Consider the following 16167-nt stretch of genomic DNA (forward strand, 5'->3'; position numbering starts at 1 on the left):
CGGGCGAAAGCCCTTTACTACTCGGCGTCCTTCAGGGGCGGCATGGGCTTCCAGTTGGGATCCTTAACGATCTTGCGGGCGTCCTTCATGCCGCGGCGCAGCGCCGGAATGCCGGTCTTAAAGCATTTGTCGACTGCTGCCAGACGAATGAACTCCTTGCAGAAGGTCGCGGCATTGCCCAGACGGAACAGCATGGGGTGGTAGTCACCGTAGATCTGCATATAGCGAGCGAGGAAGCCTCGGTTGCGCATGATGTAGTAGCGGTTGGTGTCGCTCGTGGAGTTGAGCTGTCGTTTGCCGGCGATATCCCAGTTGGAGACGGCGCGGGCGCGCTTGAGCACCACGTCGGCAACCACGGCGGCGGGGAAGTGCTGGCTGGCCACGTAGCCGTAGCAGGCATCGTCGCCGTAGATAAAGAAGCGCGCGTCGGGCAGGCCAATCTTGTCGACCACGCGGCGCGAGAACATGCCGCCCTCAAAGCACAGTTGGTTCATGGTGCGGTAGCCCTCGGGCCCCAAGTCCCACTTGGCGATGGGGTTAGGGATGCCGAGCGAAAGGATGAGCTGGTACTGCCAAAAGAAAGCGCCGCCGTCAAAGTCCAGGCGCGAACCCTGGATGACATCGTAGCGGTCGGTCCACTTGGCAAGACGCTCGATGCCTTCGGGGATGACGAGCACGTCGTCGTCCATCACCCAGAACCACTGGGCCCCCAGATCGTAGGCGCATTTAGTGCCAGCGGAGAAGCCGCCCGCACCGCCGCCGTTTTCGAGCTGCGGGGCGTAGATGACACGGTCGGTGCCGCCCTGCGCGTCGGGCTGCTCGGTGTCGATGCCCCACAGGCTGGCCAGGCGCTCGTTGAATGCGGTGCACATGGCCTCGGTCTCGCGCGAATTCTCGTTATCGACAATCACGATGCGCCAGGGCGTTGCCGTGAGCTCGGTCATGGAGTCGAACAAGTTGGCCAGGAGTTCCTGGCGCTTGTACGTAACGACCACGATGGCGAGCTTATCGATGGGGGCGGGAAGGGTTGAAGTCATGAACGAGTATATCCTTTCGCGTGGGCAGCGTATCGGCCCTGCGGAATAAACAATGTGTCCCATGGGACAGGACTATTGTAAGCGTAGGCGGGCGCCCGCGGGTAATGTTCCGCTAATCACCAAGAACGTTTGCTACAAGCCTGGTTGACGTGTGAGCGTGGCGAGGTTGCAAGCGCGCATTGTGGTATTACGTAGGTGCCGATTCCTGTGGACGCGATCTTTCTGTTTGGATGCCCTGTGAATAAATCTCGTTTAGCCTCCTTTGCCGATGGCCTTCCCATCAAGGCCATGTTGCTGTTTTTGGTTCTTCAGGCCGCATTTGTCTTGAGCAATACCGCGGCGAATTGCCTGCCGAGGCCCGTTATCGACTCGCATGCGCAGGGTTCGGAGTCCTCGGCCCTGTTGTCCGACATGTATGTCTACGACCACCGTGTTGCAGCTGGTCCTGTTTGCTTTGATAACAATCGCTTTATCATTGAAGTCGCACAGCAAAAGGACCAGGGTTCTCCGTTTAAGACGATGGCTGTTGCCGAGATTGATGACGTTACGAAAGCCGGCGGGATTACGCATCAGCAGTACTACCGGTATTGGCATGGATGGCAGCTACTTACGAATGTCTGCCTGTATATTGGCGGTATCGACGTTGTCGTGGCGCCCGCGGCTGCTCTGGCGATTGCCGGCTCCGCTTGCGCTTACGTTGTCTTGCACAAGCGGTTTTCAATGCCAGCGACGTTGGGTTTCCTTGCAATCCTGTTGTTCTCGACCAATCTATTTTTCAATGTTATCGGCGATCTGCTGCTGTGCATCTCGTTTTTTGTGGCGCTCATCATGATGTCTTGCATGAGCCTTCGTTTGGACTCGGCCCCGAACGCACGGGTTTTCACAAGCCGCCTTGTCCTTTGGTCGATAGCGACGGGCGCCGTGTTTTCGTTTCTTGACTTTTTAACCATTCCTGCCGCAGTTGTCGCCCTGCATTGCTTTTTCGCCTTCATTGCACTCCCCGAGGGCGAGCGTCCCAAGCGCTGCGTCGTTACGATGCTGCAGGCGCTCTTTGGGTTTGGGCTTTCGTTTGTCTTTGCCTGGGCGATGAAATGGATTATCGCTGCATCGGTGTTGGGTTGGAACGAGGTCTTTTCGAACGTTCTGGGCGAGATGGACCTTTGGTCTGCACACGGTGCGTCGTCGCTGCTGCCTCAAGCTGACTGGCCTCAGATTTTGAAGGAGTTTTATTGCATGAACCCGCAGCTGTTTGCCATTTGCTCAACTGCTGGTTATGCGATGCTCTCGAACGTCGTTTGTCTTGTTTCGTTTGCTGCCGTATTGGTGACCTGGATTGCCGTACTCGCATGCTCAATACGGGGTGGCGCGCAAGAGGGTCGTCGTCGTAAAGTGTTGATCCAGTCGCTGCTCATTGCGCTGCCCCTGGTTGTCATTTTGGGTTATTTCGTTGTAATGCACGACCATGCGATCGTCCATATTCCGGTATTTGGCTGCAAGAATTGGGCGATTGTCTTTGCGATTTTATTTGCTTCGGGTGTTAGCGCGCTTCGTGGTCTGCAGGGTCAGAAGGGCGTCTAGCTGTTCATATGGGCCTTGATGGCCTCGACTACGGCCCTGCGTACTATATCCATGAGGAGCAGGGCAAGTGCGAGGCAAAGGCTCATAAGGATTCCGAGCAAAATGGCGGCGGCTGGATGTGGATCTCCCGTTTGGATGCCTGCTGCCATGGTGTAGATTGCTTTGTCAAAGATGGGTCGCCAGACGTTGCAGGTAAACGACTGTACGGCGTAGAAAGCGAGCGTTCCTGCGGCGAGGGACATGATTGTCTTGTCTGCAGCTGGGACTTCGTGGCGCGGCTGATGGAGCGCTGCGGCGGCAACGGATGCGGCGGCCAAGATAAAGGATATGACGGAAGAGGACTTGTAGGAGAGCTTCCAGAGCGCGTCGTACTGGCTATTTGCCGATAGCAGAAGCTCGAGCGCGATGGTGGCGGCAACGAGTCCGATTAGCGCGATCTCGGATTTTTGAGCGCCGGATGCGTTGCCGTGGCAATCGAGGACAAAGCGCATTTCTCCAGCTGCAATAAACGCGACCAGGTAGGTAACGGCGCTCATGAGCTTGCGCCACAAAACGATACCGGCCGGTTCGTTTGCCGTCGCTGCGATGTAGCAGTTGATTCCAAATGTTGCGAGCACGAGAAGTGCTACGACAAACGGGGCCCTTTTGCTGCCGATTCGCTGTCGTATCAGCGCAATCATTGGGACGAGCAATACGGAGGCGGCGTAGACCCAGATAAACTCGATGCCTAACGTGAGCCAGCCGATCTCGTGTAGTGAGATTTCGGGCAGGGGATAGACGTACATCGAGACAAACAGACAAGCTGCGCAATAAAAGAGCGTGGGCAAGACGATCTTCTTGAGGCGCTCAAGTGATTTGAGCGTGAGGCCCCGCGCGGACGAACCGTTTTGGAGGGCGCGTACCGCCGAGGGAATAAGGAAGTACCCCGAGATCATAAAAAAGATCTCGTTGGCCCAACAGCCCAGCAGGTTAATGAATCCCAGTAGTCCCGAATAGGGGAAAGCCGCAAGCGATGCGTATTCCGGCACGCCGGTGCAGACGGCTTGGAAGGTCCATTGAAACGTGTGGAATATCGCAATCCCGGCGACCGCGACCAAGCGCAGCGCCTCGATGGAGGTATTTCTGCTTGCTTTGCTGCCCATCAGACTATTTTCCAGCGCGTGCGTTGTACGAACCAAAGTGCGATGTGATCATTTTTAGAGTTTGCTTGGGCCCCTTGTTCCATACGTTATACAAGCCCTCTCCCACGAGGTCCTTGGCGTATGCGCAGTAGCTGATTTTAGGATTGGCAATGCCCATATACTCGGCATAGAGCTTTTTGGCCGCAGGGGTAACGCGAGGATTGGCAAATACTAGCTCTTGCGGCATGCGTTCGAACATCCTGTGGATAGCCCGCTTGATTTCGGGGTGCCCTTCAATTCCGGTGTGCTCAATCATGATGCCCATATAGGTGAAGCCGCGTGTGATTTGCGGTGTCCAGACGGCGGAGTCGGTGACGTTAAGCCTCTCAAGAACATCGACCATGTCGTTCCAACGATTAAACGGCATCAAAGGGTCACGCTTGGCCAGAGCGGCTGCCTTTTCGGGTGTTTCCTCGCGGTAGCAGTAATACGGCTTGGGCCAGTAAGCGATCGCCTTTGCCTGGCAGAGCGTTTCGACAAGGAATGGATTGTCGGCCCAGCCCGCACCGGGGATTTCCTTAAACCAGATATTGTTTTGCATCAGGAAGTCGCGACGATAGATTGCCGACCAAATGGACGGATGGTGGGCCAGCAGGTGTGGAGCGTCGTGAATGGTGAACGGTTGCCGAGGCGGTTTAATGCGACCGCGATATGCGCAATGTAGCTTGACCTCTTGGGGGGTATCGGGGTTGCGAATGATCCAATAGGGGGTCTCAATAATATCGAGCTTGTTCGGACCGCCAAATTCGCGCTTGGCAAAGGCAAACATGTCGGAGTACATTCCGGACTCGATCCAGTCATCGGGCTCGAGGATGGCGATCCAGTCTCCCTTTGCCTCGCGAATGCCCAGATTGCAGGTTGCGCCGTAACCCTGGTTTGCCTTATTGATCACTCGAATGCGTGAGTCGCGCGCAGCGAAATCTTGCATAATGGCGAGCGAGTTGTCGGTGGATCCGTCGTTGATGGCGAGGATTTCCAGTTCGATATTTTTTTCGTTTAATAGGCTGCCTATAGCCTGAGAAAGATACGGCTCGGCATTGTAAGTAGGCACGATTACGGTCAGCATTTAAACACTTTCTCTAGGCGATTTGGAAGAATTATACCCTATTGCAAAGCAACGATTTTGGTTGCATATGCTCTGAAGAAACTAAAACCGTTGCAAACGAACGAAAGCAACTAAATTAGTTGCTATAATCGCCATGAGGAAAGGAAGCCTGATGAACAATAGCTATTCGGCTCTCATGGTCGACATGAGGCATTCGAGATGTCTTTCGGACAGTAGAAGGCAAAGCGCGCAGGAGGATCTTGCAAACGCAATGGAATGCACAAACGAGCTGTTCAAAACTGAGCTCGAAATGCCGCTAATGTTTAGTGCGGGCGATGAATTGCAGGGCCTTTTCCGTAGTATGGCTGGCGCATTCTTGGCATACAGGTTTATTAAGATACTCGTCCAGACGGTTGATCTTAGGGGCGGTATTGGAGTGGGAGAATGGAAAACTCGGATGCAGTCCGCATTGTCGACGGAACAAGACGGGTCAGCATACCATCGTGCGCGTAGAGCAATTGCTGAGTCTGAAAAGGATAAGTACAGCGATTTAAAGATCATTGATGTTTCGGGCGTTTCGCGCGAGAAGGAACTGTGCGCGGCGGGTTGTCTAGAAATAATTGATCGCAGAAACGAGTCGCAGCGTAATTACTGTGAGGTTGTTGAATTACTGCGACCGCTTATGCTGCATGATGACAGAGACGCGACTTTGAGCAAAAGGTATGCTGAGCTAATCGAGGCGCGTATAGGCAAAAAGTACGGCGCTAAAAGCAATCCGAGCGATTGCGCGCCAGTGGCGTTGGGCAGCTCTCTCAACCTCAACGTAGATAGCATCAGGGCTAGTCATGTAGGGCTTGCGGGACAAATGGGTGTTGCGATGGGGAAGACGAGGCAGGGGCTCGAGAAAAGCCTTAGGCTCGCGAACGTTGTAAGAGAAAGAGAGCTGGCTGCTTTCGCCGTTCATTTCCTTAATGAAATGGAGCTGTCATGAGGGTGTTCGGGTGTTTCCTTCTATTCCACATGCTGTTCGATTTTTATTTTCAGACGAATAAGATGGCAGATAAGAAGGAAAGCAATAGAATTGCCCTTGGTCTGCACTGTTTAATTTACGCGGCCGGCGCCGCAGCAACAGTAGCTCTTCTGTTTGAGGCGAGTGTAGCCGCCACGGCTGCGTCCTTTACAGTATTTGCTCTTTCACACTGGTTTATCGATGGCAGCCTGAGAAGAAAGATTGCAGGGCTTGATCTCTCACCGGTTGGTAGTTTTTTGATCGATCAGATGCTGCATATTGTACTTTTGTTTATGTTGAGCGTTCTATGTTGTCACCTCTGGGTCATGCGGCCAATTGCTTCGAATCTCTTGGGCACCCGTGGAGCTGAGCTCTCTTGGGTTTCGACATTGTGCTTTTGCGGACGCCCCTGCAGCATCGCTATTGCCAAGGTCCTCCAATTTCTCCGAAACCCTGGTACGGAGCAGTCGGCGTGCACATCAAATGCACATTCAGGCAAGTGGATTGGAATATTTGAAAGACTGATTGTCGCGGCGCTTTCTCTGCTGAACCAATATTCGGCTATTGCATTTATTTTTACTGCAAAAAGTATCGCGCGCTTTAAACAGCTGGAAAGTGACAAGGATTTCGCTGAGGTTTATTTGCTGGGTTCATTGGCGAGCGTGTTTCTAGCAATGGCTTCTGCGGTCTTATTTATGTACTTGTTTAATAGCGCTGGTTGCTGATGCTAATTAAAGCGTTAATAGGAGAAGGACTGAGGGGGTGCCCATGAATAATTCATCTGATGATTTCAGAAAAGAGCTTATTAACAAAATAAAGCCGTGCATTCATAACTTGACCATGCGGCCCGGTTTATTTCGCGGTGAATATTGTGAATCCTATGATAGATTTGTTGCTGGAGAGGCGGTGTCGTTTCTCTACGTGCGTGATCCAGGGCCATTAAATAACATGTCAGACGCCGATTTTATCGACGTGTTTCTTCACGGGAACAATATTCGTAACTGTTTCTATTTTATTAGAAACTCTGAAAATCCAGTAGTACGAGAAGAGAATAAAGATCTGTATTTCGACAAAAGCCTAACGAAGAAGGAATTTCTTGACAGCATTTATGAGCAGCTGAAGCAAATGGAAGCTATTGACTGCTTCTCAAAGGATGAGATAGATGATCTTGTTTGTGCAATTGGGAACAGTTTGATTAACATTGAAAATCCTAGCGTCAAGGCAGTTTTTGGTAGCCGCAGGTTTTAGAAGTGCCCTACCTTTCTTTGCATAATTAAATGGCATCTTTTGTGCACTCCTCATTAGGGGCGTCCCTTAGAAGCCAATTTCTCTGTGCGATAATCTAAGCACTGTATATATCAAGTTGAGAGCTGGTGACATGCAATGAAAATCAATGTGAAAAACATCGGTAGAGTTGCTGAGGCTGATGTTGAAATTGATGGTATTGCCGTAGTCGCAGGAGAGAACGGAACGGGAAAAAGCACGGTCGGGAAAGCTCTCTATGCGGCGTTCAACAGTATGTCCGATTCTGAAAATAAAATCGATTGCATGAGGCGCTATAGCGTTGAGCGTGCTCTCAGAAAGGCTTATATAGGCGGTCCTTTCGGTTCCACGCCTCGCCACAGGCGAAGTGCTGGAAGAATATCCGATTTTATCGATAGGGTTTTTTCGGGTAAGTACACGAGAGATGAACTAATTGATGAGATAAAGGACTATTACGGGAAGGAAATCTCTCGTGAAATTGAATCCGATTTCACGAATGGTGTGGCAGGAGTCGCAGATCAAATTATCGAGATCATGGATATTTCCGATGACGAAGCGTTCCGTGCAATTGCGACAAACAGATTCCGAAGCGAGTTCAACGGCCAGATAAATTCTGTTTTCGACGATGAATCCGGAAGAGTCGAGCTCCAGATAAAGGGCTCTTCTACGCTTTTCTCAATCGCAGGTGATGAGGTAACGGAGGTGTGCGACAGAAGAACCTTGCGATTCAGGGCGCATTATCTAGACGATCCGTTCCTGATTGACTCGCTCGCGGGCCCCTACGGCTCCGCTTTTCGTTCCAGAACTCTACTTGGGCATCAGGAGGAGCTTCGCCAAGACCTGATTAGGTCTACCATCCGCAACGATGACAAAGAGTCCTCGCTATTCGACGAAATTGCAATGGAACGGCACCTGAACGTCCTTATGGAGAAAGTCGTCTCCTTATGTCCGGGTCATTTCGAGAAGAGCGGCAGTCGCGATCACCTTATATATCTTGAAGGGGGTTTTGTTCGAGGGCTAGAGCCAGGCAACCTTTCTGCCGGCTTGAAGACGTTCGCTATCATGAAGGTGCTCTTGAAGTCTGGGGCGCTTGAAGCCGGAGGAACCATTATCCTCGATGAGCCTGAGATTCATCTTCATCCCGCATGGCAGCTTGCCTTTGCCGAGATAATCGTGCTGCTCCAGAAGGAGCTCGGAATGCATGTCTTGATGAGTACCCATAGTCCATATTTCTTGAATGCGATCGAAGTGTATTCTAAAAAGTACGGAATTGATGGATTGTGCTCATACTATCTTGCGGAAACCTGCGCCGATGGACGCTCTCGTTTGACCGACATAACCCGCTCAACGGAAGTGGCCTATGAGAAGTTAGCAGCTCCTTTTGATATTCTTGAGAGGGAGGAGTGCGGTCTTGAGTAGCGACTTGTGCATTTCCTGCCCGCATCCGAAGACTCCCGAGGTGCATGATGACGGTGATGAGTGTGTCCGTTGCAGAACCTGTATTCTAAAGGACTGCATGTCCTCAGTATCCAAAACATCTAAAGATGGGGAGTCTTCCCTAGTTGATGACGACTTCTCTATTGTTAATTTTGACTCCGTTACCGAGAGCTACTGCAAAAGAGTTAATAGGCGAATGGATCTTCCGCGCTCTGCTGATGCACTATATTGTGACCGGGAAACGTTATATCTAATTGAATTCAAAAACGGTAGTCTGACGAAGGGGCTGGGAAAGAGGCTTAATTCAAAGCTTGATGAAGAGCTCGGCATCAATCTTGGCCAGAGGGACGCTCTCGTTGAGAAATGCAAGGACAGCGTTTTGATCTGTTCGGATTTATGGGGAAAGAGAACAAGTTGGTTTCGCGAGCACTGCGTTTTTGTTTTGGTGTACAACGGAAACAAGAATGAGCCGACGAATCAGTCGGCGTCAAAGCTGATTTCCGACTCGATTAGGAAAAAGGCACGCTTTGGGCTTTCGGACAAATTAAAAGGATTTTGCGTGAAGGACGTCTTGACGCTAACAGAAAGTGAATTTTCTAGAACGCTCCTACCGGCTTGGCGAGGCGCAATGGAATCAAGAGAGGACATTTAGGATCAGATTGTGCAGTTTAGATAACGGGTGATGTAGCACCTGCCCCAAGCTGTGGTAGGTCGCGTCGGCCATCGGGATATGGCGTACGACCCTTGCGGTCGGGTCCCATCTACCGCACGCCTGTTGGACCCGGAAGAGGCCAACGCGCCAGTCGGGATGCGCCTGGGTGTTCCGCGGCGACATTCCCGAGTAGCGCCAAAGGCAGCGCTTCAGCCTCGAGCACAGGTCGTTCACTATCTCCATCCGCTCCAGGCGGACTGGGTCGTTGACGTTTGCCCCGTGCGCCTCACTCTCGACCCCGCCATCCTTGGCTAGCGTGCCGTGCGCCGTATCCCGGGCGTTTCGGCGCACGTACGAACGCCCGCCCGGAGGGATTGTCATCAAACAAAGTTCCGGGTGGGCGCTTGGGTATGAATTTATCGTAACTTGTCGTTACTCCTCGGGCATCAATTAACGCAATTTTACCTTCCAAGTCAGCTTGGCAAAATACATAGTGACCCTTTCCGTTGTATCCTTTGTTAATTAATGCCTTGTATCCGAGAATCTCTTTGGTTTTTAACGCAAACGCTTGGCATGATCTTCTGAGAAGGTGCGCCGCTAATGTCAGATGATCTTCGCCGTCAATTTGAGACAGGTGACCTTCGTAGTCAATCTTTTCGAGGGTAGTGTCGAGAAAGTTGGTGCAGCGCCCGATCCGAAACGAGTCGGCCCGGCGTCCGGGAACCTGGAACACGGTTGATATCCTATGCCGCCTCGATCCTGTCCGCAAGCTCGAGGCCGGATTCGATCATCTTCCTGGCCTCCGCCTCCAGCCGCTCCCAGTCGACCGTCCCGTCGATTCCACGCGTGCGGCCCTCGTCGTAGAGCTCCCTCATCTTTGCCTCCGAGAAGTATCTGGACTCCTGCCATATCTCGTCCTGCTCGCACATGACCGCGCCCGCGAGCCGCACCAGCGAGCCCGTTGACGGGAACACCTGCACGACGCGCGACCTGCGCTTTATCTCTCGGTTGGTCCGCTCCTGGACATTGTTGGTGCGCAGGCGCTTCCAGTGGGTTGGCGGGAAGTCGAGGTAGGCCAGCGCGTCCGGCTCGGCCTCCTCGAGGATCGCCGCCGCCCTCGGGCAGCAGCTCTCTGCTCGTGGCAAAGACACTTCCCATGGTGCCTCACGAGTATGTTTCCTAAGAAACTGCAGGCCTACCTCGACTGGTACGTTCGCCTTTTGCGGGTCAACAGGGTCCACGAGAGGTTGGACCCGACCACTAAAAGCGATGTACCATGTGCTGAGGTCCGTGAAAGCCTTTCGCAGCTTAGGGTGGATGGGGTACCATCTGCTATCCAAAGCGTTGAACAATAAAATATAATAGTACCGCTGCCATCGTTCCAAATAAGACTCGAGCTACAGGGTGGAATCTAAAGTACTTTACCGAGGGCAATATATTTTTAGAGACAAAAAATCCGATTAGCAGTACTTCAAGTGCGCTAAGCATATTAGTGAATAAATTGATTGAGGCATAATTGACGGTTGCGTCGTTTTTAACTAATCCCGCAACTGTGTTTAGCATAGATACTAAAATTGCCAGCACACTAATGATAATACTGAAAACGTTTGCGGATTCTTTGTTAGATTCACTCTTATGTTCTTCGTCAAATTGTCGAAGAGCCATTCTGCCTTGCAATGTCAGGAAAACGTTTGAGTGCTCATGTCGAATATAGCCAAGGGCCATTAAATCCTTCAGTGATTCAGTATGTTTTATCCTTTTCAATTCGCTATCTGTTAAGGGAGCACCGTTTGATTTGAGGAATGAGTACATAATTTCATCGGCTCCAAAGGGGATTGTGGTGTTTTTATCTTTCAATTTTGATTCGCTCCTTGCATATTCAGCGCTTGCATTGCTACTGCGTTACTTTTCTGACCTGATGACTGCATTTGCTCAAATTAATGTGATTTTTTAAATGCTTAAATTCTCCGAGTGGTTGTAGGTGCCGCCAAGATTCTTTCGATAATTGATTGAGCCAGTCTCGCTCTGTCCGATGCCCTAGCCCTTATTCTTGTCTTCAGTTCGTCGATCTCTTCCGACTTTGTCATTTCCAGATACCTCCTCTTTATCCGCTCGTGCTCAACGGTGCGCACGAACCTTGCTGTGACGAGCATGGGACCGAGTTTCCATCGATGAAGGTGCTGACGAACCTCACCCTTTGCCTGACCTTGTAGTTTATCCGGTCGATGCCGTTGTTGGCTCGGGCGGGGAGTCCGTGTAGGCGAGTGTGCCTGAATCGGAATCCGTTCTGCGCGGTGAGCTCGCGCATGCTTGACCGCTTCCTCATATGGTTCTCGTTGACCGGGCTGACAAGGCACGCCGACAGTCATAGGTGCGACGCGTTCGAGGTTCAGTTTCGGACGGAACCCACTAGAATGTGCGAGATGACCTAGGGGCACCTTGCGGCTGTACTGGGGTTACTGGAAGGGGCGGCAATATCGTTGGATTAACTTTCTTTAACAGAGACTTTTTTAATTGACACGCACATATAAATCTTTTCTGCATACTCGACTGCTTCTGCAGTATCTGCGGCGCTCCGTCATTGATAAATCACCTGACAGAGAGGGGAATTCGATGTCATAGCTGGCGTCTTTATTGGAGGATAAGATTGCTTGATAGCTATATGTTTTCATCTCTGGTCATCTCAGACTATTAAAGATATTGTTGGCAGCTTTTATGATTTCCGGTACGTTCCAATCGGAATCATTTTTTGGTAGTTTATAGACATGACTTCTGCTTCGTGTGCGCATTCAGTTTTTTGCACTGGATAAAATCAACTGCATCTAATTTAGCTAGATTGGGAAGCGATATTGCATGGTGCTAAGCTTGACGCAGAAAGAAACATATCGGGAGACGCTGGCTAATCTCGTTGCCAAGCAAAACGATGACGTTTCCATTGTTTCCGCAGGGAAGGAGCTGGAAGCTCTATCGACTTTTCTCGTCCCACGAATGCTTTACCGCTATCGTCCTCCAACTGAATACGCTTTTGCCGACCTAGAAAACGCAACTGTTACATTTTCTCATCCAAGGGTTTTCAGCGATCAGCGCGACTCGGTGCCGATCTATAACTGGAATGGTATAGATGAAATCGAAAGTTATCTCAATGATGATGAACAAGCGTTAGAGATAATTAATCAAATTGATTTTAGACGACTTGCGTTTGTTTTAGGGGCTCTGGGGGTTCCTTTAAATCGAGTAAGAATTGATGAGTTCGAGATGCTATCCGATGAGGGGAGAGTTAGCCTTTTTCGCTCGGCTGTTAAAAACTTGCGTTTATTTGTTGGAGGATTTATTGCTCCAGTTCATCAGAATAACTGCCGAAATTGTTGCCGCATTTTGTGCCTAACAGACAATCCTAGCGATTCAAATATGTGGAATGTTTATTCCGAAAACCAAGCGGGTTTCGTTCTTGCTTACGACAGAGAAGCTATTTGCAATTGCAATATTGCTAACGGAATGCGTACTGAGATATTGCCAATTTTATATGATGACAAACCATTTAATTGCGACCCCGAAATTGCTTGGACTGCTGCTAGGATGCTTGGTCTTAATGTGGGCAGCGACGACATGCTTAGTGATCTGCGGGCAATTTACAGAAAGGGCAGTGCGTTTGAGTGGGAGAACGAATTTCGTGGCTGTCTTGTACCAGAGCCAGATGAGCTTGAGATGAATTATGTACAACGCCCATGCAAGCCGTTGCGAGTTATTCTTGGGAGCAGGATGACTCAAGAGGATAGAGAGCGTTGCATTTTCGCGGCGAATAAACTGGATATTCCTGTAGATGAACAGTGATAGTTATCCGTTAATAGTGCCGTATAGTCATTTGTTTGTCAGCTGAATCGTGTACTAGTGGACTCCTGAGTTGGCGATTGCTATATCTACTGGGACATTTCGAAAGATAATTTGATGTAATTTACGTTAATGGGAGTTGTTTATCTAAGATTTTCTTATCAAATTGGGATTATTACTTGGTTCTTGGTGAGCCCGTGAGCACGTAATACTGAGCAGTTTAATCAAGCGGGTCGCTCCCCGGGGATTGGGGGCGCTGCTCTTGGCCAATGGTTTTACCGCGTGGTTACTCTGGCGTGCTCGAGCAGGAAGGATGAAGGAGATGATCCATGCCCCTGGACACAGCGAGTGCTTCTTGTTTTATGGGTTATTGTGTCCTTAACCGCTTATTTGATATCAACTGACACGCAGTCTAATTATGTTGGCTATTATCTTTATTTTGTCGTTATTAGGTGCCTTTGCGTTAAGACTGATGGAGATGATTCATATGGCATATCCTCCGAAACGTCCAAGTAGCCACATAATTGAAACAGCGGCATGCTCTTTCGTCACCTCCCTTATGCCTTCTGAAAGCTGGGTTGTTCGAGACTTAACAGAACGTGATTTTGGAATCGATAAAATTTTTGAGCGCTTTGAAAACGGATTCGCTACTGGTGAATTAATGGCAATTCAGGTGAAGGGAACAGATAAACCTCTCGAAGATAAACCTGAAATTCCATTTTCCATTGATACGAAGACGCTTTTATACGCTGAAATGTTTGCAATACCCTTTCTTTTAATCAGGTGCTCTTTGGCGGATGATGGAGCGTGCTATTTTGTTTGGTTGCAAGAGTATATTCGTGTTCGTTTGAATTTTGATAATTCGTCTTGGCGAAAGCAAGGGTCAAATACTATTTTGATTCCAGCTTCCAATAGATTGGGCGATACCTCTGCTGAAAGTCGGTTAATCCATATCTCTCGGTTTCCAAAAATGAAAGAGTCATGGCTTAAATATTATATAGATACATGTGATTTAGCGTATCAACTTCCAAATTTTATTGAGGAGGATACCATCACATTAGATTTCGCAATACAATATGTTTTGCCTGCTCTTGATAGCCTTAAGAAGGCTAATAACATGCTTGGTTTTATTTCTAACCACCTTGTGGCTACTAAATTGAGCCAAGCTATTGAGCTTGGAAAACGTATTTGCGACAAAGAGTTTGAAAGCGAATTAACTGAATCGTTTTTTAAATTCGTTTGCCTGTGTTCTGATGTGCGCAAATCTATAGATATGCTATCACTTAGATTCGACGTCGATCATATGAGGTTTTTATATGAGTTCGAAGGCGTAGCGGAGTATTAGCGATCTGTCTTTTGCTGTGGGCTGAATGTAATGCGGGATTTCTTGTTGAATACTTTAATCCACTGCTTATCTTCAAGAGATTGATTTCCGAACTCAGCCGAACACATTAAGCGAATAGTCCGTTCCCGCAGCTAGCCGAACGCCCCCGAGGTCCCATTCGGGCTCCCGGGGGCGGCATTTTCCCAGTTGAAGGAACGGTGGAGATGTGTTTCGATAGGTCCGGTGGCCATGCTCCGCCTGCCGCCCGGCATCTCTTCCCGCTGGCCGGAGTTCTTCTTGACGGGCGATCCGTGGCTTGGGGCAAACCTATCCTCCGAGAGCGAGTACTTCTCGCTTCGGCGCGAAGCAATCCCAAGATCCGGCATAGTACGCTCAAGAGCCGCGAGGGCGGTGGAAGGTTTAGCCTCGTTATTGGTTTTTGGTGGTGTTATATCTGTTTGAATTTAATTCATAGGGTTGTAGCGCCTCAAAGCTGGTGGCTCTCCCTGATGGATGGTTTTTAATAAACCATATCTTTAGTGAATTCTAATGATATAAAGTTGTGGACTTATGGGAGTGGCGTATGGATGAGTTGAGTCGAGCGCATTATGATATGGAATCTATTGTTTCAAATATCGTGACTATTTTGGAAAACTGTAAAAGTATCGGAGATTCATTGGGGCTGCCGATGGATGCAGTAAGCATCGTGTTTGATGAAACGTTGGACGGCATTTCATTCTTTAAGGCCGTCAAAGCGGTGGCTTCAATCCCTGATCAGCTCTTTTTTAATAAGGTTGAACGCTTCCTTGTCGGACTGGATTCCGTCGATGACGAACAGCGTCGTTCGTTCTTTGCTAAGAACGAGAAGAAGTTGATCGAGAATTTTGAAACTACCTTGAATTTGATCAATAAAGTTGAAGACAGACGAAAGGTGGATTATCTAAGTAAGCTATTCTCGGCCTTCATTGAGGAAAGCATAGGATACAACGAGTATTTGAGGCTTGCTGGTTTGGTTGCAAATACTCCTTCTACTGATTTGCAGGCGCTTTGCTCCTTAGATTTACGTGGTGACATACATCTCAATGATGTCGAGAAAGAATCTCTCGCGCAGAACGGCTGGCTGATATACGCCGGGCAAGAAGTTCTTGAATTTGATTCATTAAGCGAGAATGACCTTCAGAAATCTGATGATCAGCTATATAAGGCCAGCAAATCTGCTGTCAGTTTTGTGAACCTGATGCGCAGCAAGACTGATAAGGGTCCTATTTAGACCTCAATTTCCTTCAGGCCCGTGCGTAGCCTGCTTTAGAGGCTTGAGTTGTAGATAACACTTTTTGAGCCTTGCTCCGTGTGACAGCACGTAAAAGCTGTACTGTGTTTGGGCAGGTAAAAGTCCAAGACGATTAGATATCCGAGAGGATATCGAGCCCGCGCCTGGGACTTTGATTCCGGCGACAATTAGGTTTCCATGAGGATATCGCGGCTGACAGCCAACAGAAAACCGCCCTATACGCTCCTTCCGCGCGCCGCCTGCTCAAACGATTTGCGCCGAATTGCCTGTTGCTATGGCCTGTCCGTGCGTTTTGCTAGGCGGGCTTTCTTTTACCGCGGACACGGAGAGCATGCTTATAGGCAACGTTGCGTGCTGCGAGCCAGGCGTTTCGGGCGTTGGCTGGGTGTGGATCGATGCCGGTCATCTGGAACTCAATGGTTATACGAATGAGGCCATTGGCGCCGAAGGTGACCTTGTGGCTAACCGTTCGGCGCACCATGGCTTGGCTCGCGTCCCCCCAATCTAGTAGACTCTAAACCG

15 protein-coding genes are annotated in these 16167 nt (G+C 49.8%); 9 read left to right on the forward strand and 6 right to left on the reverse strand.

The features are described from left to right. Positions 1 to 17: 17 nt before the first annotated feature. Complete coding sequence (locus tag DW211_RS08425) at positions 18 to 1037, reverse strand: glycosyltransferase (RefSeq protein ID WP_118260261.1); 1020 nt, start codon at positions 1035 to 1037, stop codon at positions 18 to 20. A gap of 237 nt (positions 1038 to 1274) precedes the next feature. Here DW211_RS08425 and DW211_RS08430 point away from each other — a divergent pair, with 237 nt between their 5' ends. Beyond that, positions 1275 to 2615 (forward strand): hypothetical protein, encoded by a 1341-nt coding sequence (locus DW211_RS08430; RefSeq protein WP_147357254.1) that lies wholly within the window; start codon positions 1275 to 1277, stop codon positions 2613 to 2615. Here DW211_RS08430 and DW211_RS08435 read toward each other — a convergent pair. Together DW211_RS08435 and DW211_RS08440 are read right to left on the reverse strand one after the other, a co-directional pair. Further along, positions 2612 to 3757: an acyltransferase gene (locus DW211_RS08435; RefSeq protein WP_118260264.1), complete on the reverse strand. Its 1146-nt coding sequence runs from the start codon at positions 3755 to 3757 to the stop codon at positions 2612 to 2614. The two genes, DW211_RS08430 and DW211_RS08435, sit on opposite strands and share 4 nt — an antisense overlap. A gap of 4 nt (positions 3758 to 3761) precedes the next feature. Beyond that, entirely contained in the window at positions 3762 to 4862 is a 1101-nt protein-coding gene (locus DW211_RS08440; protein WP_118260266.1) for a glycosyltransferase family 2 protein, read from the reverse strand. A 151-nt stretch (positions 4863 to 5013) separates the two neighbouring features. On the opposite strand from DW211_RS08440, the gene DW211_RS08445 reads away from it, so the two are divergent. From DW211_RS08445 to DW211_RS08465, 5 genes are all read left to right on the forward strand, one after another. Next, positions 5014 to 5832, forward strand: a complete 819-nt coding sequence (locus DW211_RS08445; RefSeq protein ID WP_158568514.1) for a SatD family protein — start codon at positions 5014 to 5016, stop codon at positions 5830 to 5832. Further along, positions 5829 to 6575, forward strand: a complete 747-nt coding sequence (locus DW211_RS08450; RefSeq protein ID WP_118260270.1) for a DUF3307 domain-containing protein — start codon at positions 5829 to 5831, stop codon at positions 6573 to 6575. Before DW211_RS08445 ends, DW211_RS08450 begins: the two co-directional genes overlap by 4 nt. Positions 6576 to 6618: 43 nt before the next feature. Beyond that, positions 6619 to 7098, forward strand: a complete 480-nt coding sequence (locus DW211_RS08455; RefSeq protein WP_147357255.1) for a hypothetical protein — start codon at positions 6619 to 6621, stop codon at positions 7096 to 7098. Positions 7099 to 7233: 135 nt separating this feature from the next. Next, positions 7234 to 8532: an ATP-binding protein gene (locus tag DW211_RS08460; RefSeq protein WP_118260273.1), complete on the forward strand. Its 1299-nt coding sequence runs from the start codon at positions 7234 to 7236 to the stop codon at positions 8530 to 8532. Further along, on the forward strand, positions 8525 to 9202 hold the full coding sequence (locus DW211_RS08465) for a hypothetical protein (protein ID WP_147357256.1): 678 nt from the start codon (positions 8525 to 8527) through the stop codon (positions 9200 to 9202). The genes DW211_RS08460 and DW211_RS08465 overlap by 8 nt, the downstream gene beginning before the upstream one ends. Before the next feature lie 286 nt (positions 9203 to 9488). On the opposite strand, the gene DW211_RS10050 is transcribed toward DW211_RS08465, so the two are convergent. The 3 genes from DW211_RS10050 to DW211_RS10055 form a co-directional block, all read right to left on the reverse strand. After that, positions 9489 to 9935: a hypothetical protein gene (locus tag DW211_RS10050; RefSeq protein WP_147357257.1), complete on the reverse strand. Its 447-nt coding sequence runs from the start codon at positions 9933 to 9935 to the stop codon at positions 9489 to 9491. A gap of 10 nt (positions 9936 to 9945) precedes the next feature. After that, positions 9946 to 10347, reverse strand: a complete 402-nt coding sequence (locus tag DW211_RS08470) for a transposase (protein ID WP_233540489.1) — start codon at positions 10345 to 10347, stop codon at positions 9946 to 9948. 187 nt (positions 10348 to 10534) lie between these two features. Then, on the reverse strand, positions 10535 to 11059 hold the full coding sequence (locus DW211_RS10055; protein WP_117776167.1) for a hypothetical protein: 525 nt from the start codon (positions 11057 to 11059) through the stop codon (positions 10535 to 10537). Between the two features lie 1008 nt (positions 11060 to 12067). Here DW211_RS10055 and DW211_RS08480 point away from each other — a divergent pair. From DW211_RS08480 to DW211_RS08490, 3 genes are all read left to right on the forward strand, one after another. After that, positions 12068 to 13033 (forward strand): DUF2971 domain-containing protein, encoded by a 966-nt coding sequence (locus tag DW211_RS08480; RefSeq protein WP_158568515.1) that lies wholly within the window; start codon positions 12068 to 12070, stop codon positions 13031 to 13033. Between the two features lie 484 nt (positions 13034 to 13517). Beyond that, positions 13518 to 14375, forward strand: coding sequence for a DUF4365 domain-containing protein (locus DW211_RS08485; RefSeq protein ID WP_158564514.1), 858 nt, complete (start codon positions 13518 to 13520; stop codon positions 14373 to 14375). Between the two features lie 562 nt (positions 14376 to 14937). Continuing rightward, positions 14938 to 15624 carry a hypothetical protein gene (locus tag DW211_RS08490; RefSeq protein ID WP_117583721.1) on the forward strand — a complete coding sequence of 229 codons (687 nt, stop codon included), beginning with the start codon at positions 14938 to 14940 and terminating at the stop codon, positions 15622 to 15624. Positions 15625 to 16167 lie beyond the last annotated feature (543 nt).

This window comes from Collinsella sp. AM18-10, from assembly GCF_003471585.1.
Taxonomy (GTDB): domain Bacteria; phylum Actinomycetota; class Coriobacteriia; order Coriobacteriales; family Coriobacteriaceae; genus Collinsella.

Bases quoted from the DNA above. Each gene is read 5' to 3' on its own strand.
- DW211_RS08440 (WP_118260266.1), bottom strand. From the start codon at position 4,862: ATGCTGACCGTAATCGTGCCTACTTACAATGCCGAGCCGTATCTTTCT.
- DW211_RS08460 (WP_118260273.1), top strand. From the start codon at position 7,234: ATGAAAATCAATGTGAAAAACATCGGTAGAGTTGCTGAGGCTGATGTT.
- DW211_RS08485 (WP_158564514.1), top strand. From the start codon at position 13,518: ATGGCATATCCTCCGAAACGTCCAAGTAGCCACATAATTGAAACAGCG.
- DW211_RS08490 (WP_117583721.1), top strand. From the start codon at position 14,938: ATGGATGAGTTGAGTCGAGCGCATTATGATATGGAATCTATTGTTTCA.
- DW211_RS08425 (WP_118260261.1), bottom strand. From the start codon at position 1,037: ATGACTTCAACCCTTCCCGCCCCCATCGATAAGCTCGCCATCGTGGTC.
- DW211_RS08435 (WP_118260264.1), bottom strand. From the start codon at position 3,757: ATGGGCAGCAAAGCAAGCAGAAATACCTCCATCGAGGCGCTGCGCTTG.
- DW211_RS08450 (WP_118260270.1), top strand. From the start codon at position 5,829: ATGAGGGTGTTCGGGTGTTTCCTTCTATTCCACATGCTGTTCGATTTT.
- DW211_RS08445 (WP_158568514.1), top strand. From the start codon at position 5,014: ATGAACAATAGCTATTCGGCTCTCATGGTCGACATGAGGCATTCGAGA.
- DW211_RS08455 (WP_147357255.1), top strand. From the start codon at position 6,619: ATGAATAATTCATCTGATGATTTCAGAAAAGAGCTTATTAACAAAATA.